General features: G+C 72.9%; 19 protein-coding genes. 1 reads left to right on the forward strand and 18 read right to left on the reverse strand.

The features are described from left to right. Positions 1 to 10 precede the first annotated feature (10 nt). The 7 genes from ACRYCC_RS39845 to ACRYCC_RS39875 all read right to left on the reverse strand — a co-directional run bounded on the left by ACRYCC_RS39845 (position 11) and on the right by ACRYCC_RS39875 (position 6,754). Positions 11 to 1,060, reverse strand: coding sequence for an ABC transporter ATP-binding protein (locus tag ACRYCC_RS39845; RefSeq protein ID WP_433819274.1), 1,050 nt, complete (start codon positions 1,058 to 1,060; stop codon positions 11 to 13). After that, the gene (locus ACRYCC_RS39850) at positions 1,057 to 1,884 is read right to left on the reverse strand and encodes an ABC transporter permease (protein WP_433819275.1); all 828 of its coding nucleotides are present in this window, start codon (positions 1,882 to 1,884) and stop codon (positions 1,057 to 1,059) included. Before ACRYCC_RS39850 ends, ACRYCC_RS39845 begins: the two co-directional genes overlap by 4 nt. Before the next feature lie 51 nt (positions 1,885 to 1,935). Then, the gene (locus ACRYCC_RS39855; protein ID WP_433819276.1) at positions 1,936 to 2,337 is read right to left on the reverse strand and encodes a TOBE domain-containing protein; all 402 of its coding nucleotides are present in this window, start codon (positions 2,335 to 2,337) and stop codon (positions 1,936 to 1,938) included. Between the two features lie 165 nt (positions 2,338 to 2,502). After that, positions 2,503 to 2,706: a cold-shock protein gene (locus ACRYCC_RS39860; protein WP_433819277.1), complete on the reverse strand. Its 204-nt coding sequence runs from the start codon at positions 2,704 to 2,706 to the stop codon at positions 2,503 to 2,505. A gap of 245 nt (positions 2,707 to 2,951) precedes the next feature. Further along, entirely contained in the window at positions 2,952 to 3,812 is an 861-nt protein-coding gene (ddaH, locus tag ACRYCC_RS39865; RefSeq protein ID WP_433819278.1) for a dimethylargininase, read from the reverse strand. A 372-nt stretch (positions 3,813 to 4,184) separates the two neighbouring features. Next, entirely contained in the window at positions 4,185 to 5,372 is a 1,188-nt protein-coding gene (locus ACRYCC_RS39870) for a nitric oxide synthase oxygenase (protein ID WP_433819279.1), read from the reverse strand. Positions 5,373 to 5,539: 167 nt separating this feature from the next. After that, on the reverse strand, positions 5,540 to 6,754 hold the full coding sequence (locus ACRYCC_RS39875; RefSeq protein WP_433819280.1) for a nucleoside 2-deoxyribosyltransferase domain-containing protein: 1,215 nt from the start codon (positions 6,752 to 6,754) through the stop codon (positions 5,540 to 5,542). Between the two features lie 105 nt (positions 6,755 to 6,859). On the opposite strand from ACRYCC_RS39875, the gene ACRYCC_RS39880 reads away from it, so the two are divergent. Then, positions 6,860 to 7,648 carry a hypothetical protein gene (locus ACRYCC_RS39880; protein WP_433819281.1) on the forward strand — a complete coding sequence of 263 codons (789 nt, stop codon included), beginning with the start codon at positions 6,860 to 6,862 and terminating at the stop codon, positions 7,646 to 7,648. A 57-nt stretch (positions 7,649 to 7,705) separates the two neighbouring features. Here ACRYCC_RS39880 and der read toward each other — a convergent pair whose 3' ends face one another. The 11 genes from der to pyrG all read right to left on the reverse strand — a co-directional run bounded on the left by der (position 7,706) and on the right by pyrG (position 18,544). Next, the gene (gene der / locus ACRYCC_RS39885) at positions 7,706 to 9,082 is read right to left on the reverse strand and encodes a ribosome biogenesis GTPase Der (protein ID WP_433819282.1); all 1,377 of its coding nucleotides are present in this window, start codon (positions 9,080 to 9,082) and stop codon (positions 7,706 to 7,708) included. 42 nt (positions 9,083 to 9,124) lie between these two features. Further along, positions 9,125 to 9,796 carry a (d)CMP kinase gene (gene cmk, locus ACRYCC_RS39890; protein WP_433819283.1) on the reverse strand — a complete coding sequence of 224 codons (672 nt, stop codon included), beginning with the start codon at positions 9,794 to 9,796 and terminating at the stop codon, positions 9,125 to 9,127. A 215-nt stretch (positions 9,797 to 10,011) separates the two neighbouring features. Beyond that, positions 10,012 to 11,124 (reverse strand): prephenate dehydrogenase, encoded by a 1,113-nt coding sequence (locus ACRYCC_RS39895; protein ID WP_433819284.1) that lies wholly within the window; start codon positions 11,122 to 11,124, stop codon positions 10,012 to 10,014. Between the two features lie 73 nt (positions 11,125 to 11,197). Continuing rightward, positions 11,198 to 11,560, reverse strand: a complete 363-nt coding sequence (gene aroH, locus ACRYCC_RS39900; RefSeq protein ID WP_433819285.1) for a chorismate mutase — start codon at positions 11,558 to 11,560, stop codon at positions 11,198 to 11,200. Between the two features lie 63 nt (positions 11,561 to 11,623). After that, complete coding sequence (locus ACRYCC_RS39905; RefSeq protein WP_433819286.1) at positions 11,624 to 12,358, reverse strand: pseudouridine synthase; 735 nt, start codon at positions 12,356 to 12,358, stop codon at positions 11,624 to 11,626. Continuing rightward, positions 12,355 to 12,993: an SMC-Scp complex subunit ScpB gene (scpB, locus tag ACRYCC_RS39910; protein ID WP_433819384.1), complete on the reverse strand. Its 639-nt coding sequence runs from the start codon at positions 12,991 to 12,993 to the stop codon at positions 12,355 to 12,357. The genes ACRYCC_RS39905 and scpB overlap by 4 nt, the downstream gene beginning before the upstream one ends. A 70-nt stretch (positions 12,994 to 13,063) precedes the next feature. After that, positions 13,064 to 14,026, reverse strand: coding sequence for a segregation and condensation protein A (locus ACRYCC_RS39915; protein WP_433819287.1), 963 nt, complete (start codon positions 14,024 to 14,026; stop codon positions 13,064 to 13,066). 74 nt (positions 14,027 to 14,100) lie between these two features. After that, positions 14,101 to 15,012 carry a ParA family protein gene (locus tag ACRYCC_RS39920; RefSeq protein WP_433819288.1) on the reverse strand — a complete coding sequence of 304 codons (912 nt, stop codon included), beginning with the start codon at positions 15,010 to 15,012 and terminating at the stop codon, positions 14,101 to 14,103. 130 nt (positions 15,013 to 15,142) lie between these two features. Continuing rightward, positions 15,143 to 16,144 carry a site-specific tyrosine recombinase XerD gene (locus tag ACRYCC_RS39925; protein WP_433819289.1) on the reverse strand — a complete coding sequence of 334 codons (1,002 nt, stop codon included), beginning with the start codon at positions 16,142 to 16,144 and terminating at the stop codon, positions 15,143 to 15,145. Positions 16,145 to 16,232: 88 nt separating this feature from the next. Then, on the reverse strand, positions 16,233 to 16,865 hold the full coding sequence (locus ACRYCC_RS39930) for an NUDIX domain-containing protein (protein WP_433819290.1): 633 nt from the start codon (positions 16,863 to 16,865) through the stop codon (positions 16,233 to 16,235). Further along, on the reverse strand, positions 16,862 to 18,544 hold the full coding sequence (gene pyrG / locus ACRYCC_RS39935) for a CTP synthase (protein WP_433819291.1): 1,683 nt from the start codon (positions 18,542 to 18,544) through the stop codon (positions 16,862 to 16,864). The genes ACRYCC_RS39930 and pyrG overlap by 4 nt, the downstream gene beginning before the upstream one ends. Positions 18,545 to 18,547: the final 3 nt, after the last annotated feature.

The raw sequence follows: 18,547 nt of genomic DNA on the forward strand, positions 1-18,547 counted from the left end.
CGCCGGGCTCTCACGCGGGGTAGGCGTGGGTCTCGGTGGCCTTGACCGCGGCCCAGACCTCGCTGCCCTCGGCGAGGCCCAGCTCGGCGACGGCACCGGCGGTGATGTCGGCGGCGACCGGCAGCGGGTCGTCGAGATGGACGCGGAGGTGGTCGCCGTGCCGCTCGATGCCGGCGATCGTCGTCCGCCAGAGGTTGCGCGGCGTGCCGTCGGGCCTGGTGCGGTAGAGCGCCACGGCCGACGGCGGGAAGGCCAGGAACACCTCGCCGTCCGACGACTCGGCCGTGTCGAGCGTGAGACCCCGCCCCAGGTCACCGGTCAGCGTGACGGTGTGGGCGCGGGCGGAGCCGCGGTAGAGGTTCAGCCCGACCAGGCGGGCGACGAAGTCCGTGCGCGGGTGGCGGGCCACCTGCGCGGGGGTGCCCTGCTGGACGACCCGGCCGGCCTCGATGACGACCAGCCGGTCGGCGAGCACCATCGCGTCGAGCGGGTCGTGGGTGACCAGGATCGTGACGCCGGTGAAGTCGGCCAGGTGGCGGCGCAGATCGGAGCGGATCTCCGGCCGGGTGTGTGCGTCCAGCGCCGCGAGGGGCTCGTCGAGCAGCAGCATCCGGGGCCGTACGGCCAGCGCCCGGGCGAGCGCGACCCGCTGGGCCTGGCCACCGGAGAGGGCACGGGGCCGGTGCCGGGCGTGGCCGGCCAGGCCCACCCGGTCCAGCCACCCGGCGGCCTGCCGCCGTGCCTCCGCCCGGCGGGCGCCCGCGCACCGCAGCCCGAACGCGACGTTGTCCAGGGCGGTGAGGTGCGGGAACAGCAGATGGTCCTGGAAGACCACGCCCACCTGGCGGCGCTCGGCCGGAAGGGTGTGCAGGGCCGCACCGCCGAGCCGGATGTGCCCGGACGACAGCGCGGTGAGCCCGGCGAGCGCGCGCAGGGCGGTGGTCTTCCCGGCGCCGTTGGGGCCGAGCAGGGCCACGACCTCACCCGGCTCGGCGGTGAGCGCGAGGTCGAGGACGAAGGCCGGCCGCCGCACGACCAGCCGGGCGTCCAGGGCCGTCATGTGATCCATCGGTCGCGCAGCCCCGCCAGCACCAGCACCGACACCAGCAGCAGGACCAGGCTGAGCACGATCGCCGACTGCGGGTCGGTCTCCAGGGCGAGGTAGACCGCCAGCGGCATGGTCTGCGTCCGCCCCGGGAAGTTGCCCGCGAAGGTGATGGTGGCGCCGAACTCCCCCAGCGCCCGGGCCCAGCACAGCACGGCCCCGGCGGCGACGCCGGGCGCTACCAGCGGCAGGGTGACCCGGCGGAAGACCGTCCAGCGCGAGGCGCCGAGGGTGGCGGCCGCCTCCTCGTACCTCAGGTCGGCGCCGCGCAGGGCGCCCTCGACGCTGATGACCAGGAAGGGCATGGCCACGAAGGCCTCGGCCAGCACGACTCCGGCGGTGGAGAACGGCAGCGTGATCCCGAACGCGGAGTCCAGCCACCGGCCGAGCAGGCCGCGCCGGCCGAGGACGAGCAGCAGCGCGACGCCGCCGACCACCGGGGGCAGCACGAGCGGTACGGTCACCAGCGCGCGGATGAGGCGGCGCCAGCGGAACGACACGCGGGCCAGCAGCCAGGCGAGCGGCACGCCGAGCAGCACGCAGAGCGCGGTGGCCAGGGTCGCGGTGACCAGCGACAGCCGGAGCGCGTCCAGCACCTGCGGCCGGGCCAGCCGGGTGCCCAGCGTGGACCAGGGCGCGCGCGTCAGCAGCCCCACGAGCGGCAGCACCAGGAACGCCAGGCCGAGCAGCGCGGGCACGATCAGCAGGCCCGGCACCCGGCCGCGCACCGGTTCGGTGTCCCTACGGTGGTCGCGCGGCCCCGCGCCGCCCGTGGTCACGGCGATGCGAATCCCGCCCCGGCCGGCGGACGCCCCTGGCTCACGGCCGGATCACCCCGGACCGGGCAGCTCGACGACGACGTTGGTGGACTTGATGACGGCCTCCGCGACCACCCCGGTCTCGAGCCCGAGCTCGTCGGCGGCCTCGCGGCTCATCAGCGAGACCACCCGGAACGGGCCGGCCTGGATCTCGACCTGGGCCATCACCCCGTCGCGTACGACGTCGGTCACGATGCCGCGCAGCCGGTTGCGCGCCGAGGAGGACCGCGCGCCCGGCTCGTCGTCGCCGCGCGCCTGCGCACGGACGAACGCGGCCAGGTCGGTGCCGGACACGAGGCGCTGCCCGTGGTCCTGTCGGGTCGCGGCCAACCGGCCGGTGTCGACCCAGCGGCGCACCGTGTCCGCGCTGACGCCCAGCAGCGCGGCCGTCTCGCTGATCCGGAACGTCGTCACGCGGTCAGCGTAGGACATCGCAGTTGAGAGGGCAAAAATGCCTCTGCCCTCGCTGGGCCGAGGGTCGACCTGGGCGCCCCGGGCGCCCGGTCCCGGCCGGGCGCGCCGGGCATGACAAAGCCCACACGGTGGACACCGCGTGGGCTTTGGAAACGTGCGAAAAGACTAGATCGCGCGGACCTTCTCGGCCTGCGGCCCCTTCGGCCCCTGGGTGACTTCGAACTCGACCCGCTGGTCCTCTTCGAGGTTGCGGAATCCGTCACCCTGGATGGCACTGAAGTGAACGAACACGTCCGGGCCGCCTTCATCCTGGCTGATGAAGCCGAAGCCCTTTTCGCCGTTGAACCACTTCACGGTGCCTTGTGCCATGTGAGATCTCCTGAGATCGACGTCCAGGCATGCACTGCGCATTGCCTGCAGCTGCTGCGGAAACCATCCCCCGAGAGATAAGCCCGCGGTCATGAACTCCGCGAGCGATCATGCGATCCAGCGAAATCAACGACTACAACCGCGACCCAAGGTAGCACATCCGTCGCGGTGCGTATCGGTCCGCACCCGGGGCAGCACGGCAAAGCTTCGGCACCGAATCCGGAAAACCCGGCAAAAGCCCAGCGCTAGAGGCGAATCTCCAGGGTGCAGCACTTGGGGCCGCCGCCGGCCTTGCGGAGTTCGGACAGGTCCACCGCGATGGGCCGGTAACCCCGCTCTTCGAGCTGCTGGATGAGCCGGGTCGCCTCAAGGTTGACCACGACGTTCCGGCCGTCGCAGACCGCGTTCAGCCCGAGCACCGAGGCGTCCGCGGCGGAGGCGAGGACGGCGTCGGGGAACATCCGCTCCAGCACCGCCCGGCTGCCCGGCGAGAACGCGCCCGGGTAGTACGCGACGTTGTCGTCGCCGAGCGGGAACAGCGCGGTGTCGAGGTGGTAGAACCGCGGGTCGACGAGCCGGAGCGTCACCACCGCGCGGCCGAGGAACTCCTGGGCCTCCTGGTGCGCGGTGACGTCCGTACGGAAACCGGTGCCGGCCAGGATGGTGTCGCCGATGGTCAGGAAGTCGCCCTCGCCCTCGTTGGTGTGCGCGGGCTCGCGGACCTCGGTGAAGCCGCGGCCGCGGAACCACTCGGCGTAGGCGGGGCCCTCCGCCGCCCGCTCGGGGTGGGCGAACTTCGCCCCGTACACACGGCCGCCGACGACCAGGGCGCCGTTGGCGGCGAACACCATGTCGGGCAGCCCCTCGATGGGGTCGATCAGGCTGACCTCGTGGCCCAGGCCGACGTAGGCCGCCCGCAGCGCCTCCCACTGCTCGACCGCGCGCTGCCGGTCCGCGCCCGCCGACGGGTCCATCCAGGGGTTGATCGCGTAGTCGACGGCGAAGTGAGCGGGGCGGCACATCAGGAAGTGGCGTCGCAGGGCCACCCGCTCGGCCGGGGCGGGGGTGGTGCCCGGGGCGACGTGCGGAAGCGACGATGGCTCCATTGCCGGCGAAATGGACAAGGGTCTCTCCCAAGGGACGGCAGGGGTCGGCTGGACCCGCCCGGGACATGGCCGGTAGGCCGCCGAACGGGTCTTGATCGAAAGGATAGAGACAGCGACACCGGCGGACCAATGCGGTGACCTTGCTTGAAGGCGGAGATTCGTTGCGTTCTTCCCGGCATGCACCAGCGATTCGTTGCGAACCGGCGAACGACGGGGCCGCCAGGGCCCCCGGGAGCGGCGGGTCGCGGGATTCCGGCGTGCCCGCAGGTCAGCCGGGGGGTCGCGGGCAGGAGAGGGGCGACGGCGGGAAAGCACCCGCGCGCCCGTGGGACGCCCGGCCCGGCCGGCCGGGCGTCCGGGAGGCGGCCGAGGTCAGTCCGCCGTCTCGTAGGGCCGGTCGTTCGGGACGTATCCGGGCCGCAGGTCCGCGTCGCGATAGGAGCGGTGGAAGACCGGGGTGGCCGAGCCGGAGATCGGCGGCACGATCCAGGACCAGTCGGCCGGGCACACCCGCCCGGCGCGCTCCTCCCGGTCCAGATGGATCAGGAAGCGCCGGGACTCGGTGTGGTGGTCGGTGATGGTGACCCCCGCCGTGCGGAACGAGTGCAGCACCGCCACGTTGAGCTCGACCAGTGCCCGGTCGCGCCACAGGCTCGCCTCGCGGGCGGTGTCGAGCCCGAGCCCCGCGGCGACCGCCGGGAGCAGGTCGTACCGGGCGGCGTCGCCGAGGTTGCGCGCCCCGATCTCGGTGCCCATGTACCAGCCGTTGAACGGGGCCGCCGGATAGCGGATGCCGCCGATCTCCAGGCTCATGTTGGAGATGGCGGGCACGGCGTGCCAGCGCAGCCCCAGCCCGGCGAACCACGCGAAGTCCGGGTGGCCGAGCGGCACCTCGAGGACGACCTCCGGCGGGAGCGGGAAGAACCGGGGCGGGCCGCCCCCGGACTGGACCACCAGCGGCAACAGGTCGAAGGGGGTACCCGGGCCGCCGGGCCAGCCCAGGTCACGGACCACCTGGGTGAGACCGGCGGTCATCGGGTCCCCCACCACCCGGTCGCCGGGCTGCCGGTACCCCGCGTAGCGGATCAGCTGGTCGTTCCAGATGCGCGGCCCGGGCCGGCCCGGGCGGTCCGGCGCGAAGACCGTGATCGTGGGACGGATCCGGCCCCGGGCCGTCGCCTCGGCCAGATGCCGGAACGACTCGGCGGCGACCTGGTCGGCGCCGGACAGCTCGCGGCGGTCCCGGACGCGCAGGCTCCGCCAGTACAGGCGGCCGATACACCGGCTGCTGTTGCGCCAGGCCACCCGGGCGCCGAACGCCAGCTCCCGCGGGGTGTGCGTGTAGGTGCCGGTCTGCGCGATCTCGTCCTGGATCTCGGCTAACCGCAGGTCGGCCGGGGTGGAGTCGGGGCACTCGGCATGGAACAGCTCCGCGAACCGCGCGGCCTCCCGGAGCAGCGTGGCGTGCCGCTCCGCCGCTCTCCCCGGCTGCTCCCCCGGACGCCGGAAGAGCCTCCCTCGTACCGAACTTCGTACCGATCTTCGAGCCGATGAGGACATGAGGTCACCTGTGACGGATCGTCAGACTGTGATCACTGAGGGCCACAGGATGCCATGGCTACCGCCAGGTTCCGCGCAAGCCGCCGCAAAAAGCACCGACCACCCCGTACGGTGACGGCGCCGGTCCAGCGGATCATCTGCCACGGCGCTCATGGGGCCCGTTGCGGTCACCGCCCGGCGGGGCCCCCGGCCGCCGGCATCAGGGCCTCGGTCAGCATCCCGAGCGTCGCCCAGTCGACCAGGGCGCCGGTGCGGATCCGGCCGAAGGTGGTGACCTCCGGGTACGTGCGCTCCGTCTCCGCCGCGTTCCCGTGTACCTCCCCGGGACGCAGCCGTGCCAGCTCGGCCTCGGTGATCTCGGCGGAGAACAGATGCGCGTGGTGCGCGGACATGGTCGCCGCGACCTGGCGGCTGCCGTGCGCGCGCAGCCGGGCGGGGTCGAGCACCAGACCGGTCTCCTCGGCGACCTCGTTCACCGCCCGGGTCAGCGGGTCCCCCGCACCCGTCCCGCCCGGCAGTTCGTGCACGAAGGCGTCGGGCCCGGACGCCGCGCTGCGGTACTCGCGCACCAGGACGACCGTGGTGTCGTCCAGCCGCGGCGCGGGCCGGTAGAGCGCGACCGTGCTGATGCCGGGGCGGGAGATCACCACCTCGTTCGACTTGACCCGGTCCTCGGCGGCGACGTGCACGCTGACGTGCAGCGCCCAGTAGAAGACCGGCCCCCGCACGGCGCCCGGGGTGAAGGTCCAGAGCAGCCGGGCGCCCCGCAGGGTGTTGCCGGCGGCGCGCTGGGCGGCGTACCAGCGCTGGAAGCTCCCGGTGCGCCAGATCAGCAGCGGCACCTCGCGCTCTCCGCCCGCCCGGTGGACGCCCGTGCCGACCTCGGCCAGCGCGGCCCGGACGGTACCGCCGAGCGTCGTCGCCGTCGGCACCTCCCGGGCGGCCGCGTGGTGCAGCAGATAGCGGTTGCCCGGCGCGTCCGGCGGGGCGCCGAAGACGGCCCGGCCGGAGTCGTACCACATGCCCCACTCGACGTTGGTGGTGAAGGCGGGCAGGGTCGTCAGGTCGCGCGGCACGTAGAACATGACCACGTCGGCCAGGTGCAGGCACCGTTCCTCCCACTCGACCTGGCCCCGGTAGTCGTCGTGCGGGCCGTGGCGGTGCTCGGGCACGAAGACCACCAGCCGGCCGTCACCCCGCCAGTGCTCCCGCAGCCGCTCGATCGCGGCCGGCCGCCAGGACGCGACGGACGGATCACGCGGAGTCGGACCGGCGAGGAACACCGCCGCGTGCCAGTCGTCGGGTGGGTCCTCCAGTGCGTAGACGAGCGCGATGTCGCGCTCTGCGGAGGTCTGGTCGCTTTTTTCGAAGTTCAACCCCATAGGTGCGATTCTTCCCCCACCGCACCATCCCGGCATGAACGCGCTTCCCCGGGGTACAGGGCTGGCCGACACATCCCTGTCCCACCTGGTCAGGAGGGATCCCTGATGACCGGAACGCTACGGGTCCCCCGCAGCCGTGGCGCGCTCAGCGGAACACTGCTGGTGCTGCTAGGGCTTTGGGGAGGCCTCATTCCCTTCGTCGGCCCGTACGCCGACTTCGCCTACACACCCGACAAGGCCTGGGTCTCCACTTCGGGACGGCTGCTGCTGGAGGTCCTCCCGGCCGCCGCCACCGTGATCGGCGGCCTGATCCTGCTCTCCAGCGCCAACCGCGCCATCGCGATGCTCGGCGCCTGGCTGGCCGCGCTCGGCGGCGCCTGGTTCGTCGTCGGCACCGCGGTGAGCACGCTGTGGACCAAGGACCACACGCCCGCGGCGGGCGGCCCGGTGGGCAGCATCGGCCGTCAGGTGGCCGAGCAGCTCGCCTTCTTCTCCGGCCTCGGCGTGGCCATCCTGTTCTTCGCCGCGCTGGCGCTGGGCCGGCTCGCCGTCGTGGGGGTCCGCGACGCGGCGCTGTCCGAGCCCTACGTCCAGGAGTACGACCCCGTACCGGACCAGCACGAGGGCGAGCGGTACGCCCCCGGCCCGGAGGCCCCGGGCCCGGCGGCACCGCCGTTCACCCCGGCGCCCGGCCCGGGCAGGTACGCCCGCCAGTCCGGACCGGAGACGACGCCCTTCCCGGCCCAGCCCCGGTTCGACGAGCGGGCGCCCCGGTACGACACCTCGCCCGGCCCGGCGGACCAGCCCCCGCCGCTGCCCCAGCGCACGCGCAAGCAGCGGGACGCGGCCGAGCCGACCGACCAGAAGGTGGCCGGCTTCCGCAGCGGCGAGTGACGCACCCGGCGGCGGCCGCCCCGGAAGGGGCGGCCGCCGCCGCGCGTCACGGGCCCGTCACTTCTTCTTGCTGCCGCGCTTCTCGCGGATCTTCATGGTGACCTCGATGGGGCTGCCCTCGAAGCCGAACTCCTCACGGATGCGGCGTTCGATGAACCGGCGGTAACCGGACTCGAGGAAGCCCGAGGTGAACAGCACGAACTTCGGCGGCCGGATGCTCGCCTGGGTGGCGAACAGGATGCGCGGCTGCTTGCCGCCCCGGATCGGGTGCGGGTGGGAGGCGACCAGGTCGGCGAAGAAGGTGTTGAGCTTGGAGGTCGGCACCCGGTGGCCCCAGCTCTCCAGCGCGGTCTCGATGGCGGGCACCATCTTCTCGACGTGCCGGCCGGTCTTGGCGGAGATGTTGACCCGCGACGCCCAGCGGGCGTTGTGCAGCTGCCGGTCGATCTCCCGGTCGAGGTAGAAGCGGCGCTCCTCGTCGAGCAGATCCCACTTGTTGAAGGCCATCACCAGCGCGCGGCCGGACTCGATCACCATGGAGACGATGCGCAGATCCTGCTCGGCCAGCGGCTCGCTGGCGTCCACCAGGATGACCGCGACCTCCGAGCGTTCCAGTGCCGACTGGGTCCGCAGGGTGGCGTAGAAGTCGGCGCCCTGGTTCTCCCGGTGCCGCTTGCGGATGCCGGCGGTGTCGACGAACCGCCAGGTCTTGCCGCCCAGCTCGATCAGCTCGTCGACCGGGTCGCGGGTGGTGCCCGCGACCTCGTGCACGACGGCCCGCTGCTCGCCGGCGAGCTTGTTGAGCAGGCTCGACTTGCCGACGTTGGGCCGGCCGACCAGGGCGACCCGGCGCGGCCCGCCGGCCGGGCCGAAGGTCTCGCGGGGGGCGGGCTCGGGCAGCGCCCCGAGCACCGCGTCGAGCAGGTCACCGCTCGCCCGGCCGTGCAGCGCGCTGACGACCATCGGCTCACCGATGCCCAGCGACCACAGCGCCGCCGCGTCGGACTCCGCGCCGATGTCGTCGACCTTGTTGGCGACCAGCACGATGGGCTTGCCGGAGCGCCGCAGGATCTCGACCACGGCCTCGTCCACGTCGGTGGCGCCCACGGTGGCGTCCACCACGAACATCACCACGTCGGCCAGGTCCACCGCCAGCCGGGCCTGCTCGGCGATGGCGGCGGCCAGCCCCTCGGCGTCCGGCAGCCAGCCGCCGGTGTCGACCACGGTGAACCGGCGGCCCTGCCACTCGGCGTCGTAGGCGACCCGGTCGCGGGTGACGCCGGGAACGTCCTCGACGACCGCCTCACGGCGGCCGATGATCCTGTTGACCAGGGTGGACTTGCCGACGTTGGGGCGGCCGACCACCGCCACGATGGGCAGTGGCCCCTGCTCGTCCTCGGAGAGGTCCTGGAGGTGGATGTCGTACTCGGTCACGATGTCTCTGATTTCTGCTGGCGAGCGTGCCGCGGCGTGCCCTCAGAGGGCGGCCGCGCGCTCCTTCACGAGCCGTACGACCGCGTCGACGACCTCATCGAGCTTCAGCTCGGTGGAGTCGATCTCGACGGCATCGTCGGCCTTGGTCATCGGGGATGCCTTGCGGGTGGAGTCCAGCCGGTCCCGGCGCGCCTGCTCCTGGAGCAGGACCTGCACCGTGGCTGCCGGGTCGGTGGTCAGATCCCCGGCCCGCCGCTGGGCCCGGATCTCCTCACTCGCGGTGAGAAAGATCTTGACCGGTGCGCCGGGTGCGACGACGGTGCCGATGTCACGGCCCTCCGCGACGATGTCCCCCGCAGCCATGATCTCACGCTGCAGCGCGACCAGCCGCTCCCGCACCGCGGGCACGGAGCTGACGGCGCTGACCGCGTTGGTCACCTCGCGGGTCCGGATCGGGCCGGACACGTCGGTGCCGTCGATGCGGATGGCGGGCGCGTCGGGGTCGGTGCCCGGCTCCAGCACCGGTTCGGCGGCCCGTGCGGCCACCTGCTCCGCGTCCTGGACCGGCACGCCCTGGGAGAGCATCCACCACGTCATGGCCCGGTACATCGCACCGGTGTCGAGATAGCGGAGCCCCAGGGCGCGGGCCACCCCCTTGGCGGCGCTTGACTTACCGGAGCCCGAGGGGCCGTCCATGGCGATGACGATCGTCACGTCTGTTTCTCTCCCACCTGCGTACCGGGCCGCCGGCCCGCGCCGGAGGGACCGCCTGTCGCGGTCTCCTCATCTGTCATTCCCCACGTACTCGTGCAAGCCCCAACGGACCAGAGTACCGGCCGCGCGGGGCCGATCGCCCCGATCCCGCGGTGATCGGCGCCCGGGGGGCCGTCACCCGCCCGGGCAAGGAAGATCGTCCAGGTGGCCGGGGATCAGCCGGGGACGGACCAGCCCCGGGCGCGCAGTGCCTCGGCGAGCCCCTCCGCCGCCTCGGGCCGGACGGAGAGCTCGGCGACACCGACCGGCAGGCCCGGGGAGTGCTCGATCGCGACGTCCTCGATGTTGACGCCGGCGTCTCCGGCGGCCTGGAAGAGCCGGGCCAGCTCGCCGGGACGGTCCGGGATGACGACCGACACCAGGGCGTACGAGCGCGGCCGGCCGCCGTGCTTGCCGGGGATGCGCCCCCGGCCGGCGGCGCCGCGCCGCAGCAGCTCGGTGACCTTGTCGGCCGCGACCTCCGCCACCGCCCCGCGGTTCTCGGCGCCGGCCCGCAGCATCGCGGCCGCCAGGGCGAGATCTCCGGCGACCGCGTCCAGGACGTCGGCCACCGGCCCGGCGTTGGCGCTGAGGATGCCGATCCACAGGGCCGGGTCGCTGGCCGCGACCCGCGTGACGTCGCGTACGCCCTGGCCGGCCAGGCCCAGCGCCACCTCGGGGGCGTCGCCGAGCCGGGCGGCCATCGCGGCCGACACCACGTGCGGCCCGTGCGAGACCAGCGCGACCGCCCGGTCGTGTTCGGCGGCGCTGACGGTGAGCGGCTCGGCCCCGCAGGCCCGCGCGAGGGCGGTGACCGCCTCGGCCGCCGCGGCGGAGGACTCCGGTGACGGGCACAGGGCCCAGGGGCGGCCGAGGAACAGGTCGGCCCGCGCCGCGGCCGGGCCGGATCGCTCCCGTCCGGCCAGCGGGTGCCCCGCCACGAAGGTGGTCAGGTCACAGCCCAGCTCGGCGGCCTCGGCCAGCGGGCGGGCCTTGACGCTGGCGACGTCGGTGTAGACCCGGGCCAGCCCGCGCTTCTGCGCCTCCAGCAGGGCCGCGGCCACCGCCGCGGGCGGTACGGCGAGCACGGCGAGGTCCGCGGGCGTCCCGTGATCATCCTCCGGGAGGGCCGATCCGGCCCCGAGCTCGACCGCCAGCCGCAGCGACGCCGTGTCCCGGTCGGCGAGCAGCACCTCGGCGCCGCGCTCGCGCATCGCCAGCGCGATCGACGTGCCGATCAGCCCGGTGCCGACCACGACGATCCGCCGCGGGAAGCCTTCTTCTGTCACTACCTCAGCCTATCGATTCCGTTCACGTCGTGATCATGCAATCGTTCGCCGAACGATTGCATGATCACGGAGGTCATTGGGCGATGTCGAGCCGCAGGGCCGTGGCGCCGCGCAGGTAGACGTGCTGCATCGCCGAGCGGGGGCGGTCCGTCTCGATGTGCGCCATCAGCCGGATCACCCGGGGCAGCGCGTGCGGGACGTCGACCTCGGCGGCGCACAGCAGCGGCACCTCGTGGAAACCCAGCTTGCGGGCCGCCAGCGCCGGGAACTCCGACGTCAGATCCGGGGTCGCCGTGAAGATCACGCTGATGACGTCGTCGGTGGTGAGCTCGTTGCGCGCCATCACCTCGGCGACGAGCTCGGTCGTCGCCTCCAGGATCAGCGTCCGATCGTCGGCGTCGACCTGCGTCGCGCCGCGAACCGCCCGTACCGCCATTTCAGTCCCCTCCGTCACACCGCGTGCCGCCCTACCGGGCGGTACCGCCTACCCGGCCCCATGCTAAAGATCGACGGCCGCGTACAGCTCGCCGACCTCCCGGGGGGTCAGCGCGCGGATCGCACCGGGCTTGAGCCGACCCAGCTTGACCGGGCCGAACTCGGTCCGGGCCAGCTGCCGCACGGGGTGCCCGACCTCCTTCAGCAGGCGCCGCACGATGTGCTTGCGGCCCTCGTGCAGCTTGACCTCGACCAGGAAGCGCCTGCCGGACTGCTCGACGATGCGGAAGTCGTCCGCCTTCACCACGCCGTCCTCCAGGGTCACGCCCTTGAGCAGCCGCCGGCCGAGGTCCCGCGCGATCGGCCCCGCCACCTCGGCGACATAGGTCTTGGTGACGCCGAACGACGGGTGGGTCAGGCGGTGCGCCAGCTCCCCGTCGTTGGTGAGCAGGATGAGCCCCTCGGTGTCGGTGTCGAGCCGGCCGACGTGGAACAGCCGTTCCGGCACCTCCCCGACATAGGCGGCCAGGCTCCGCCGGCCCCTCTCGTCGGACATGGTGCTCACCACGCCGCGCGGCTTGTTGACCGCGTAGTAGCGGGTGGCGGCCCGGGTCTCGACCCGCTTGCCGTCCACGTGGATCACGACCTGCTCGGGATGCACCTTGGCGCCGAACCAGGCCACCACCTTGCCGTCGACCTGCACCCGGCGCTCGGCGATCAGTTCCTCGCAGTGCCGCCTGCTGCCGATCCCGGCGTCCGCCAGGACCTTCTGCAGCCGGACACCTTCGTTGTCGTTCACTTCGCTATGTCCTCGATGCCTTCAATGTCGTCGGGCAGGTAGGGGGCGAGTTCGGGGAGTTCCTCGATACCGCGCAGCCCCAGCCGCTCCAGGAAGTATCCGGTGGTGCGATAAAGGTGGGCCTGGGTGTCGGGGTCCTGCCCCGACTCCTCGATCAGGCCCCGCAGCGTCAGGGTCCGGATGACCCCGTCGCTGTTGACCCCGCGGATCGCCGACACGCGGGCCCGGCTGACCGGCTGGCGGTAGGCGACCACCGCGAGGGTCTCCAGCGCGGCCTGGGTGAGCCGGGTCTGCTGGCCGTCGGTCACGAACCGCTCCACCACCGGGGCGCAGACGTCCCGGGTGTAGAACCGCCAGCCACCGGCGATCTCCCTCAGATCGAACCCCCGGCCCTGCTCGGTGTATTCCTGCGACAGCTCCCGCAGCCCCGCCACGACCTGATCGCGGGGCCGCTCCAGGATCTGGGCGAGGGTCACCTCGGCGACCGGCTCGTCGACGACCAGCAGGATCGCCTCCAGGGAGGCGCGCAGACCCGGCCGTTCCTCCGGCTCCGGGGCGGCCGGGGCCGCCGCGGAGCCGCCGGTCTCCCCCGTCGCTCCGTCGCCCGGCTCGCGGTCCGCCGGCTCCCCGGGCAGGCCGGGGCCGTGCCCGCCGGGTGTTGCCTCGTCGGTCTCGTCCGCAGGGACCGGCACGTCGTACACCCCGTCAGTCACTGTCGTCGTCCCCGTTCGGCTCCGGTGCGCCTTGATAGTCGTCGCCGACCACGATCTCCCCCTCGTCGCTGCCGGTCCAGGTCACGTGCAGCTCGCCGAGGGCCTCGAGCTGCTCGAAGGAGACCGCCTGCTCGCGATACAGCTCCAGGAGTGCCAGAAAGCGCGCCACGACCTCGAACGTCCCCGCGCAGTCGGCCGTGAGGGCCCGGAAGGTGGACCGCCGCAGCCGACGGAGCTGCGCGACGATGATAGCGGCCTGGTCCTTGACATTGGCCGCAGGCTGATACATGTGCTCGACCGAGACGGTCGGCACGGCCTTCGGCGCGAACGTCCGGGCGGCGAGCCGGGCGAACTCCGCCGGCCCCAGCCCGAGCAGCACCTCGGGCAGCATGTCGGCGAAGCGCGGCTCCATCGGCACCAGGCGGGGGAAGCGCTTGGCCTCCTCGGCCATCCGCCCGGCCAGGAACCTCGCGACCTCCTTGTAGGCGCGGTACTGCAGCAGCCGGGCGAACAGCAGGTCGCGGGCCTCCAGGAGGGCGAGGTCCTCCTCGTCGTCGACCTCCCCGGAGGGCAGCAGCCGCGCGGCCTTGAGATCGAGCAGGGTGGCCGCGACCAGCAGGAAGTGACTGGCCTGGTCGAGGTCCCACTCCTTGCCGTAGGAGCGGATGAAGGCGATGAACTCGTCGGTGACCTTGTGCAGGGACACCTCGGTGATGTCCAGCTTGTGCTTGGAGATCAGGCCCAGCAGCAGGTCGAAGGGGCCCTCGAAGTTGTCCAGGTGGACCTCGAACCCCCGGGCCTTGCCGGCCGGAGGGAGGTCGGGGGCCTCGGGGATCTCGGACGCACCGGCGCCGCGCGGGGGCCCGGAGAGGTCTCCGGCCAGGTCCTCGCTCTGGGGCGCAGCGGTGTCGGTCACATCTATGACGGTAACGGAATCACGGCCCGGACCTCGCATCCGGCGCCGAACACGCCCTGGTCAGCCCGGCAGGCGCCGCAGCGGCAGGGCGACGGCGGGCGGGCCCGGCGGGGTCAGCCCATCAGCCGCCATCGTTCGAGCACCTCCTTGGCCAGCTCGCGGTAGGCGTTGGCGCCCATCGAGGACGAGTCGAAGGTGGTGATCGGCTCTCCGACCACGGTGGCGTCGGGGAACCGGACCGTACGGTTGATCACCGTGTGGAAGACCTTGTCGCCGAACGCCTCGACGACCCGGCCGAGCACCTCGCGGGTGTGCAGCGTCCGCGAGTCGTACATGGTGCCCAGGAAGCCGTCGATCATGAGGTCGGGGTTGATCCGGGCCTGGACCTTCTCGATGGTCTCCATCAGCAGGGCCACGCCGCGCATGGCGAAGTACTCGCACTCCAGCGGCACCAGCACGCCCTGGCTGGCGGCCAGCGCGTTGATCGTCAGCAGGCCCAGGGAGGGCTGGCAGTCGATCAGGATGTAGTCGTAGTGCTCCACCGCGGGCTTGAGGCACTGCTGCAGGATGTACTCCCGGCCGACCTCGTGCACGAGCTGGACCTCGGCCCCGGACAGGTCGATGTTGCTGGGCAGCAGGTCCATGCCCTCGACGGTGGTCTCCAGCAGGATGTCCTCCCACTCGACCCCGCGCTCCAGCAGCAGGTTGTGGACCGTCATCTCGAGCTGGCGCGGGTCGCCCTGCCCCAGCCCCACCGAGAGCGCGCCCTGCGGGTCGAAGTCGACCAGCAGCACCCGGCGGCCCTGCTCGGCCAGCGCGGCGCCCAGGTTGATGGTCGTGGTGGTCTTGCCCACCCCGCCCTTCTGGTTGCAGACGGCCACGATGCGGGCCGGGCCGTGCTCGGCCAGCGGCTCCGGATCGGGGAACGACGGCACCGGCCGCCGGGTCGGGCCCAGGGAGAGACGGGGATCCGTCTCGATGGCGGCCGCGAGCACTTTCTCCGCGGCGTGCTGTGTGCTGGTCAACAGCTTCGAACCTCCCCGCGGCCAGGACATGCCGTCAAGACCCGGACTCTACGGATCGTGTCACCCGACGGCAAGGCGACTCGCGGAACGACAGGCGGCCCGGCCCCGCCCGCGGCCCACCGCCCGCCGCTCATTCCCGCGCCCGGGGGTGGGATGCGGCATGGACCTCATGCAGCAGCTGGACCGTCAGCAGCGTAGGGACCTGGGTGGTCGTGACCGAGGCGTGCCCGAGCAGCTCCTGGACCACCCGGACGTCGGCGCCGCCGTCGAGGAGATGGGTCGCGAAGGAATGCCGGAGTGTGTGCGGGGACACATCGCGCAGCCCGGCCCGGCCGGCGGCGGCGCGCAGCACCATCCACGCCCCCTGGCGGGACAGCCGCCCGCCCCGGGCGTTGAGGAACAGCGCCGGCCCTCCGCGCCCCGCCCTGGCCAGCTCGGGCCGGGCCCGGGCCAGGTAGGCCTCGACGGCACGCCGGGCGTGGCCGCCGATGGGCACCATCCGGGTCCTGCCCCCCTTGCCGGGCACCCGGGCGAGCCCGCCGCCCAGGTCCAGCGCGCCGATGTCCAGCCCGACCGCCTCGGAGATGCGCGCCCCGGAGCCGTACAGCAGCTCCAGCAGCGCCCGGTCGCGCAGGCCGCGCGGGGTGTCCTCGGGCCCGGCCGCGGCCAGCAGCCTCTCCACGTCGCCGGTGGAGATCGCCTTGGGCGGCCGCCGGGGCGGGGCGGGCGCCTTGACCTCACGGGCGGGATCGGCCGTGGCGAGGCCCTCGCGGAGCGCGAAGCGGTGCAGCCCGCGCACCGCGACGACGGCCCGCGCGGCCGACCCGGCCGACAGCGGCGGATGCCGCTGGTCGCCCTCCCGCAGGCCGCTGAGGAAGGCCAGCACGTCGTCCTCGCCGGCCTGGCCGATGAACTGGCGGCCGCGCTCGGCGAGCACGGCGGCGTACCGGCGCAGGTCCCGCCGGTAGGAGCTGAGGGTGTTCTCGGCGAGGCCGCGGTCCACGGCCAGGTGGTCGAGGTAGCCGCGCACGGCCGAGTCCAGGGCGGCCGCCGGGGAACCGGCCGGGGTGACGCCGCCGGTGACCGCCTGACCGGGCACGCTCACCGGCTCGCTCCCGCGCGCTGTGCTCATCGCCTCGCTCGCTGCTCGCCCCTGGCCGTCCCCGTGACCTGCCCCATCATGCCCGCCCTGGCGGTAGGGACGGGCACTGATCGCCGGGTCAGCCCTCCGGGGCGTCCGCCGCCCGCAGGTCGCGGAAATCCGTGGCGCGGGCGGCGTAGGCGGCCAAGATACCGGTCACCGCGAGTGAATTGTGGATATCACCGGCCAACACCTTCGCGACGGCCTCGTCCAGCGGCACCCACACGATCGGCATGTCGGCCTCCTCGTGGACCCGCTCGAAGCCGATCTCCGCCACGGGGACCTCGGTCAGCCCGCGGGCCAGGAAGATCCTCACGCGCTCGTCGGACATCCCGGGAGAGGTGAACAGGTCGACGAGCGTGTGCCACTCGGTGGCCCGGTACCCCGCCTCCTCGATCAGCTCGCGCGCGGCGGTCTCCCGGAGCGGCTCGCCCGCCACGTCGCGCAGTCCGGCCGGCGCCTCCCACAGCAGGTGGCCGGCCGGATGCCGGTACTGCCGCAGCAGCAGCACCCGGCAGTCCTCGTCGAGCGCCAGCACCCCGACCGAGCCGGGATGGGCGATCATGTCGCGCCGGGCGATGCCCGTGCCGTCGCCGTCGGGCATCCGCACCACGTCGGTACGGACCTTGACGACGTGCCCGGCGAAACGGTCGATGCTCTCGACGACCTCCCAGCGTTCGGGCACGTCCCTGACGTCCGTCGATGCCGTCATGAAGCCGGCACCGCGTCCGCCTCGCGACGGCCGTCCGCGTAGGTCAGGGCCGCCGCGACCAGACCGGCGAACAGCGGGTGCGGCCGGGTCGGCCGGGACCGGAACTCCGGGTGCGCCTGGGTGCCGACGAAGAACGGGTGCGCCTCGGGCGGCAGCTCGACGTACTCCACCAGGCGGCCGTCCGGCGAGACGCCGCTGAAGACCAGGCCGGCGTGCTCCAGCTGCTCGCGGTAGGCGTTGTTGACCTCGTAGCGGTGCCGGTGCCGCTCCTCGACCTTGGGCTTGCCGTAGAGCCCGCGGACGACCGACCCCTCGGCGAGGTTGGCCGGATACAGGCCCAGGCGCATCGTGCCGCCCATGTCCCGCTCCCCGGCGACGACGTCGATCTGGTCGCTCATGGTGGCGATGACCGGGTCGGAGATCTTCTCCTCGAACTCGGCGCTGCCCGCCCCCTCGATGCCGGCCAGCGACCGGGAGGCCTCGATGACCATGCACTGCAGGCCCAGGCAGATCCCCAGGATCGGGATCCGCCGCTCGCGGGCGTGCCTGATCGCGCCGATCTTGCCCTCGATGCCGCGCACCCCGAAGCCGCCGGGGATCAGCACGCCGTCGACCCCGTCGAGCTCCTCCTGGGCGCCCTCGGGGCTCGCGCAGCTGTCGCTGGGCACCCAGCGGATGTTGACCCGGGAGTCGTTGCCGAAGGCGCCGTGCCGCAGGGCCTCGGTGACCGACAGGTAGGCGTCGGGCAGGTCGATGTACTTGCCGACGAGCGCGATCGTGACCTCGCGGGCCGGCCGGTGCACCACGCGCAGCAGCTCGTCCCAGTGCCGCCAGTCGACGTCGTGGAAGGGCAGCCCGAGCCGGCGCACGACGTAGGCGTCCAGGCCCTCGGAGTGCAGCACTTTCGGGATGTCGTAGATGCTGGGCGCGTCGACGGCCGACACGACCGCCTCCCGGTCCACGTCGCACATCAGGCTGATCTTGTGCTTGAGGCCCTGGGTGATGGGCCGGTCGGAGCGGCACACGATCGCGTCCGGCTGGATGCCGATGCTGCGCAGCGCGGCGACCGAGTGCTGGGTCGGCTTGGTCTTCAGCTCGCCCGACGGGCCGATGTAGGGCAGCAGCGAGACGTGCAGGCAGAAGACGTTGTCCCGGCCGATCTCGTGCCGGATCTGCCGGACCGACTCCAGGAACGGCAGCGACTCGATGTCGCCGACGGTCCCGCCGACCTCGGTGATGACCACGTCCACACCGGGCTCGGCCATGCCGCGGATCCGGTCCTTGATCTCGTTGGTGATGTGCGGGATCACCTGCACGGTGTCACCGAGGTACTCCCCGCGCCGCTCCTTGGCGATCACGTTGGAGTAGACCTGGCCCGTCGTGACGTTCGCCGAGCCGTGCAGTTCGGTGTCCAGGAAGCGCTCGTAGTGGCCGATGTCGAGGTCGGTCTCGGCCCCGTCGTCGGTCACGAAGACCTCGCCGTGCTGGAAGGGGTTCATCGTGCCGGGGTCGACATTGAGGTAGGGGTCGAGCTTCTGCATGGTGACCCGCAGGCCGCGCAAGGTGAGAAGCCGTCCGAGACTGGATGCCGTCAGCCCTTTTCCGAGGCTGGAGGCGACACCGCCGGTGACGAAGATGTGCTTGGTAGCTCGTGATCTACCAGTGGCTGCCGAAGGCAAGAA

Source organism: Actinomadura scrupuli, from assembly GCF_050971785.1.
Classification (GTDB): domain Bacteria; phylum Actinomycetota; class Actinomycetes; order Streptosporangiales; family Streptosporangiaceae; genus Actinomadura_E; species Actinomadura_E scrupuli.

What these genes read in the sequence shown, in the direction of transcription:
- ACRYCC_RS39915 (WP_433819287.1), bottom strand. Translation starts at nt 14,026, where the DNA reads ATGCGAGGTCCGGGCCGTGATTCCGTTACCGTCATAGATGTGACCGAC.
- ACRYCC_RS39880 (WP_433819281.1), top strand. Translation starts at nt 6,860, where the DNA reads ATGACCGGAACGCTACGGGTCCCCCGCAGCCGTGGCGCGCTCAGCGGA.
- ACRYCC_RS39875 (WP_433819280.1), bottom strand. Translation starts at nt 6,754, where the DNA reads ATGGGGTTGAACTTCGAAAAAAGCGACCAGACCTCCGCAGAGCGCGAC.
- aroH (WP_433819285.1), bottom strand. Translation starts at nt 11,560, where the DNA reads ATGGCGGTACGGGCGGTTCGCGGCGCGACGCAGGTCGACGCCGACGAT.
- ACRYCC_RS39925 (WP_433819289.1), bottom strand. Translation starts at nt 16,144, where the DNA reads ATGAGCACAGCGCGCGGGAGCGAGCCGGTGAGCGTGCCCGGTCAGGCG.
- ddaH (WP_433819278.1), bottom strand. Translation starts at nt 3,812, where the DNA reads ATGGAGCCATCGTCGCTTCCGCACGTCGCCCCGGGCACCACCCCCGCC.
- ACRYCC_RS39860 (WP_433819277.1), bottom strand. Translation starts at nt 2,706, where the DNA reads ATGGCACAAGGCACCGTGAAGTGGTTCAACGGCGAAAAGGGCTTCGGC.
- ACRYCC_RS39930 (WP_433819290.1), bottom strand. Translation starts at nt 16,865, where the DNA reads ATGACGGCATCGACGGACGTCAGGGACGTGCCCGAACGCTGGGAGGTC.
- ACRYCC_RS39870 (WP_433819279.1), bottom strand. Translation starts at nt 5,372, where the DNA reads ATGTCCTCATCGGCTCGAAGATCGGTACGAAGTTCGGTACGAGGGAGG.
- ACRYCC_RS39845 (WP_433819274.1), bottom strand. Translation starts at nt 1,060, where the DNA reads ATGACGGCCCTGGACGCCCGGCTGGTCGTGCGGCGGCCGGCCTTCGTC.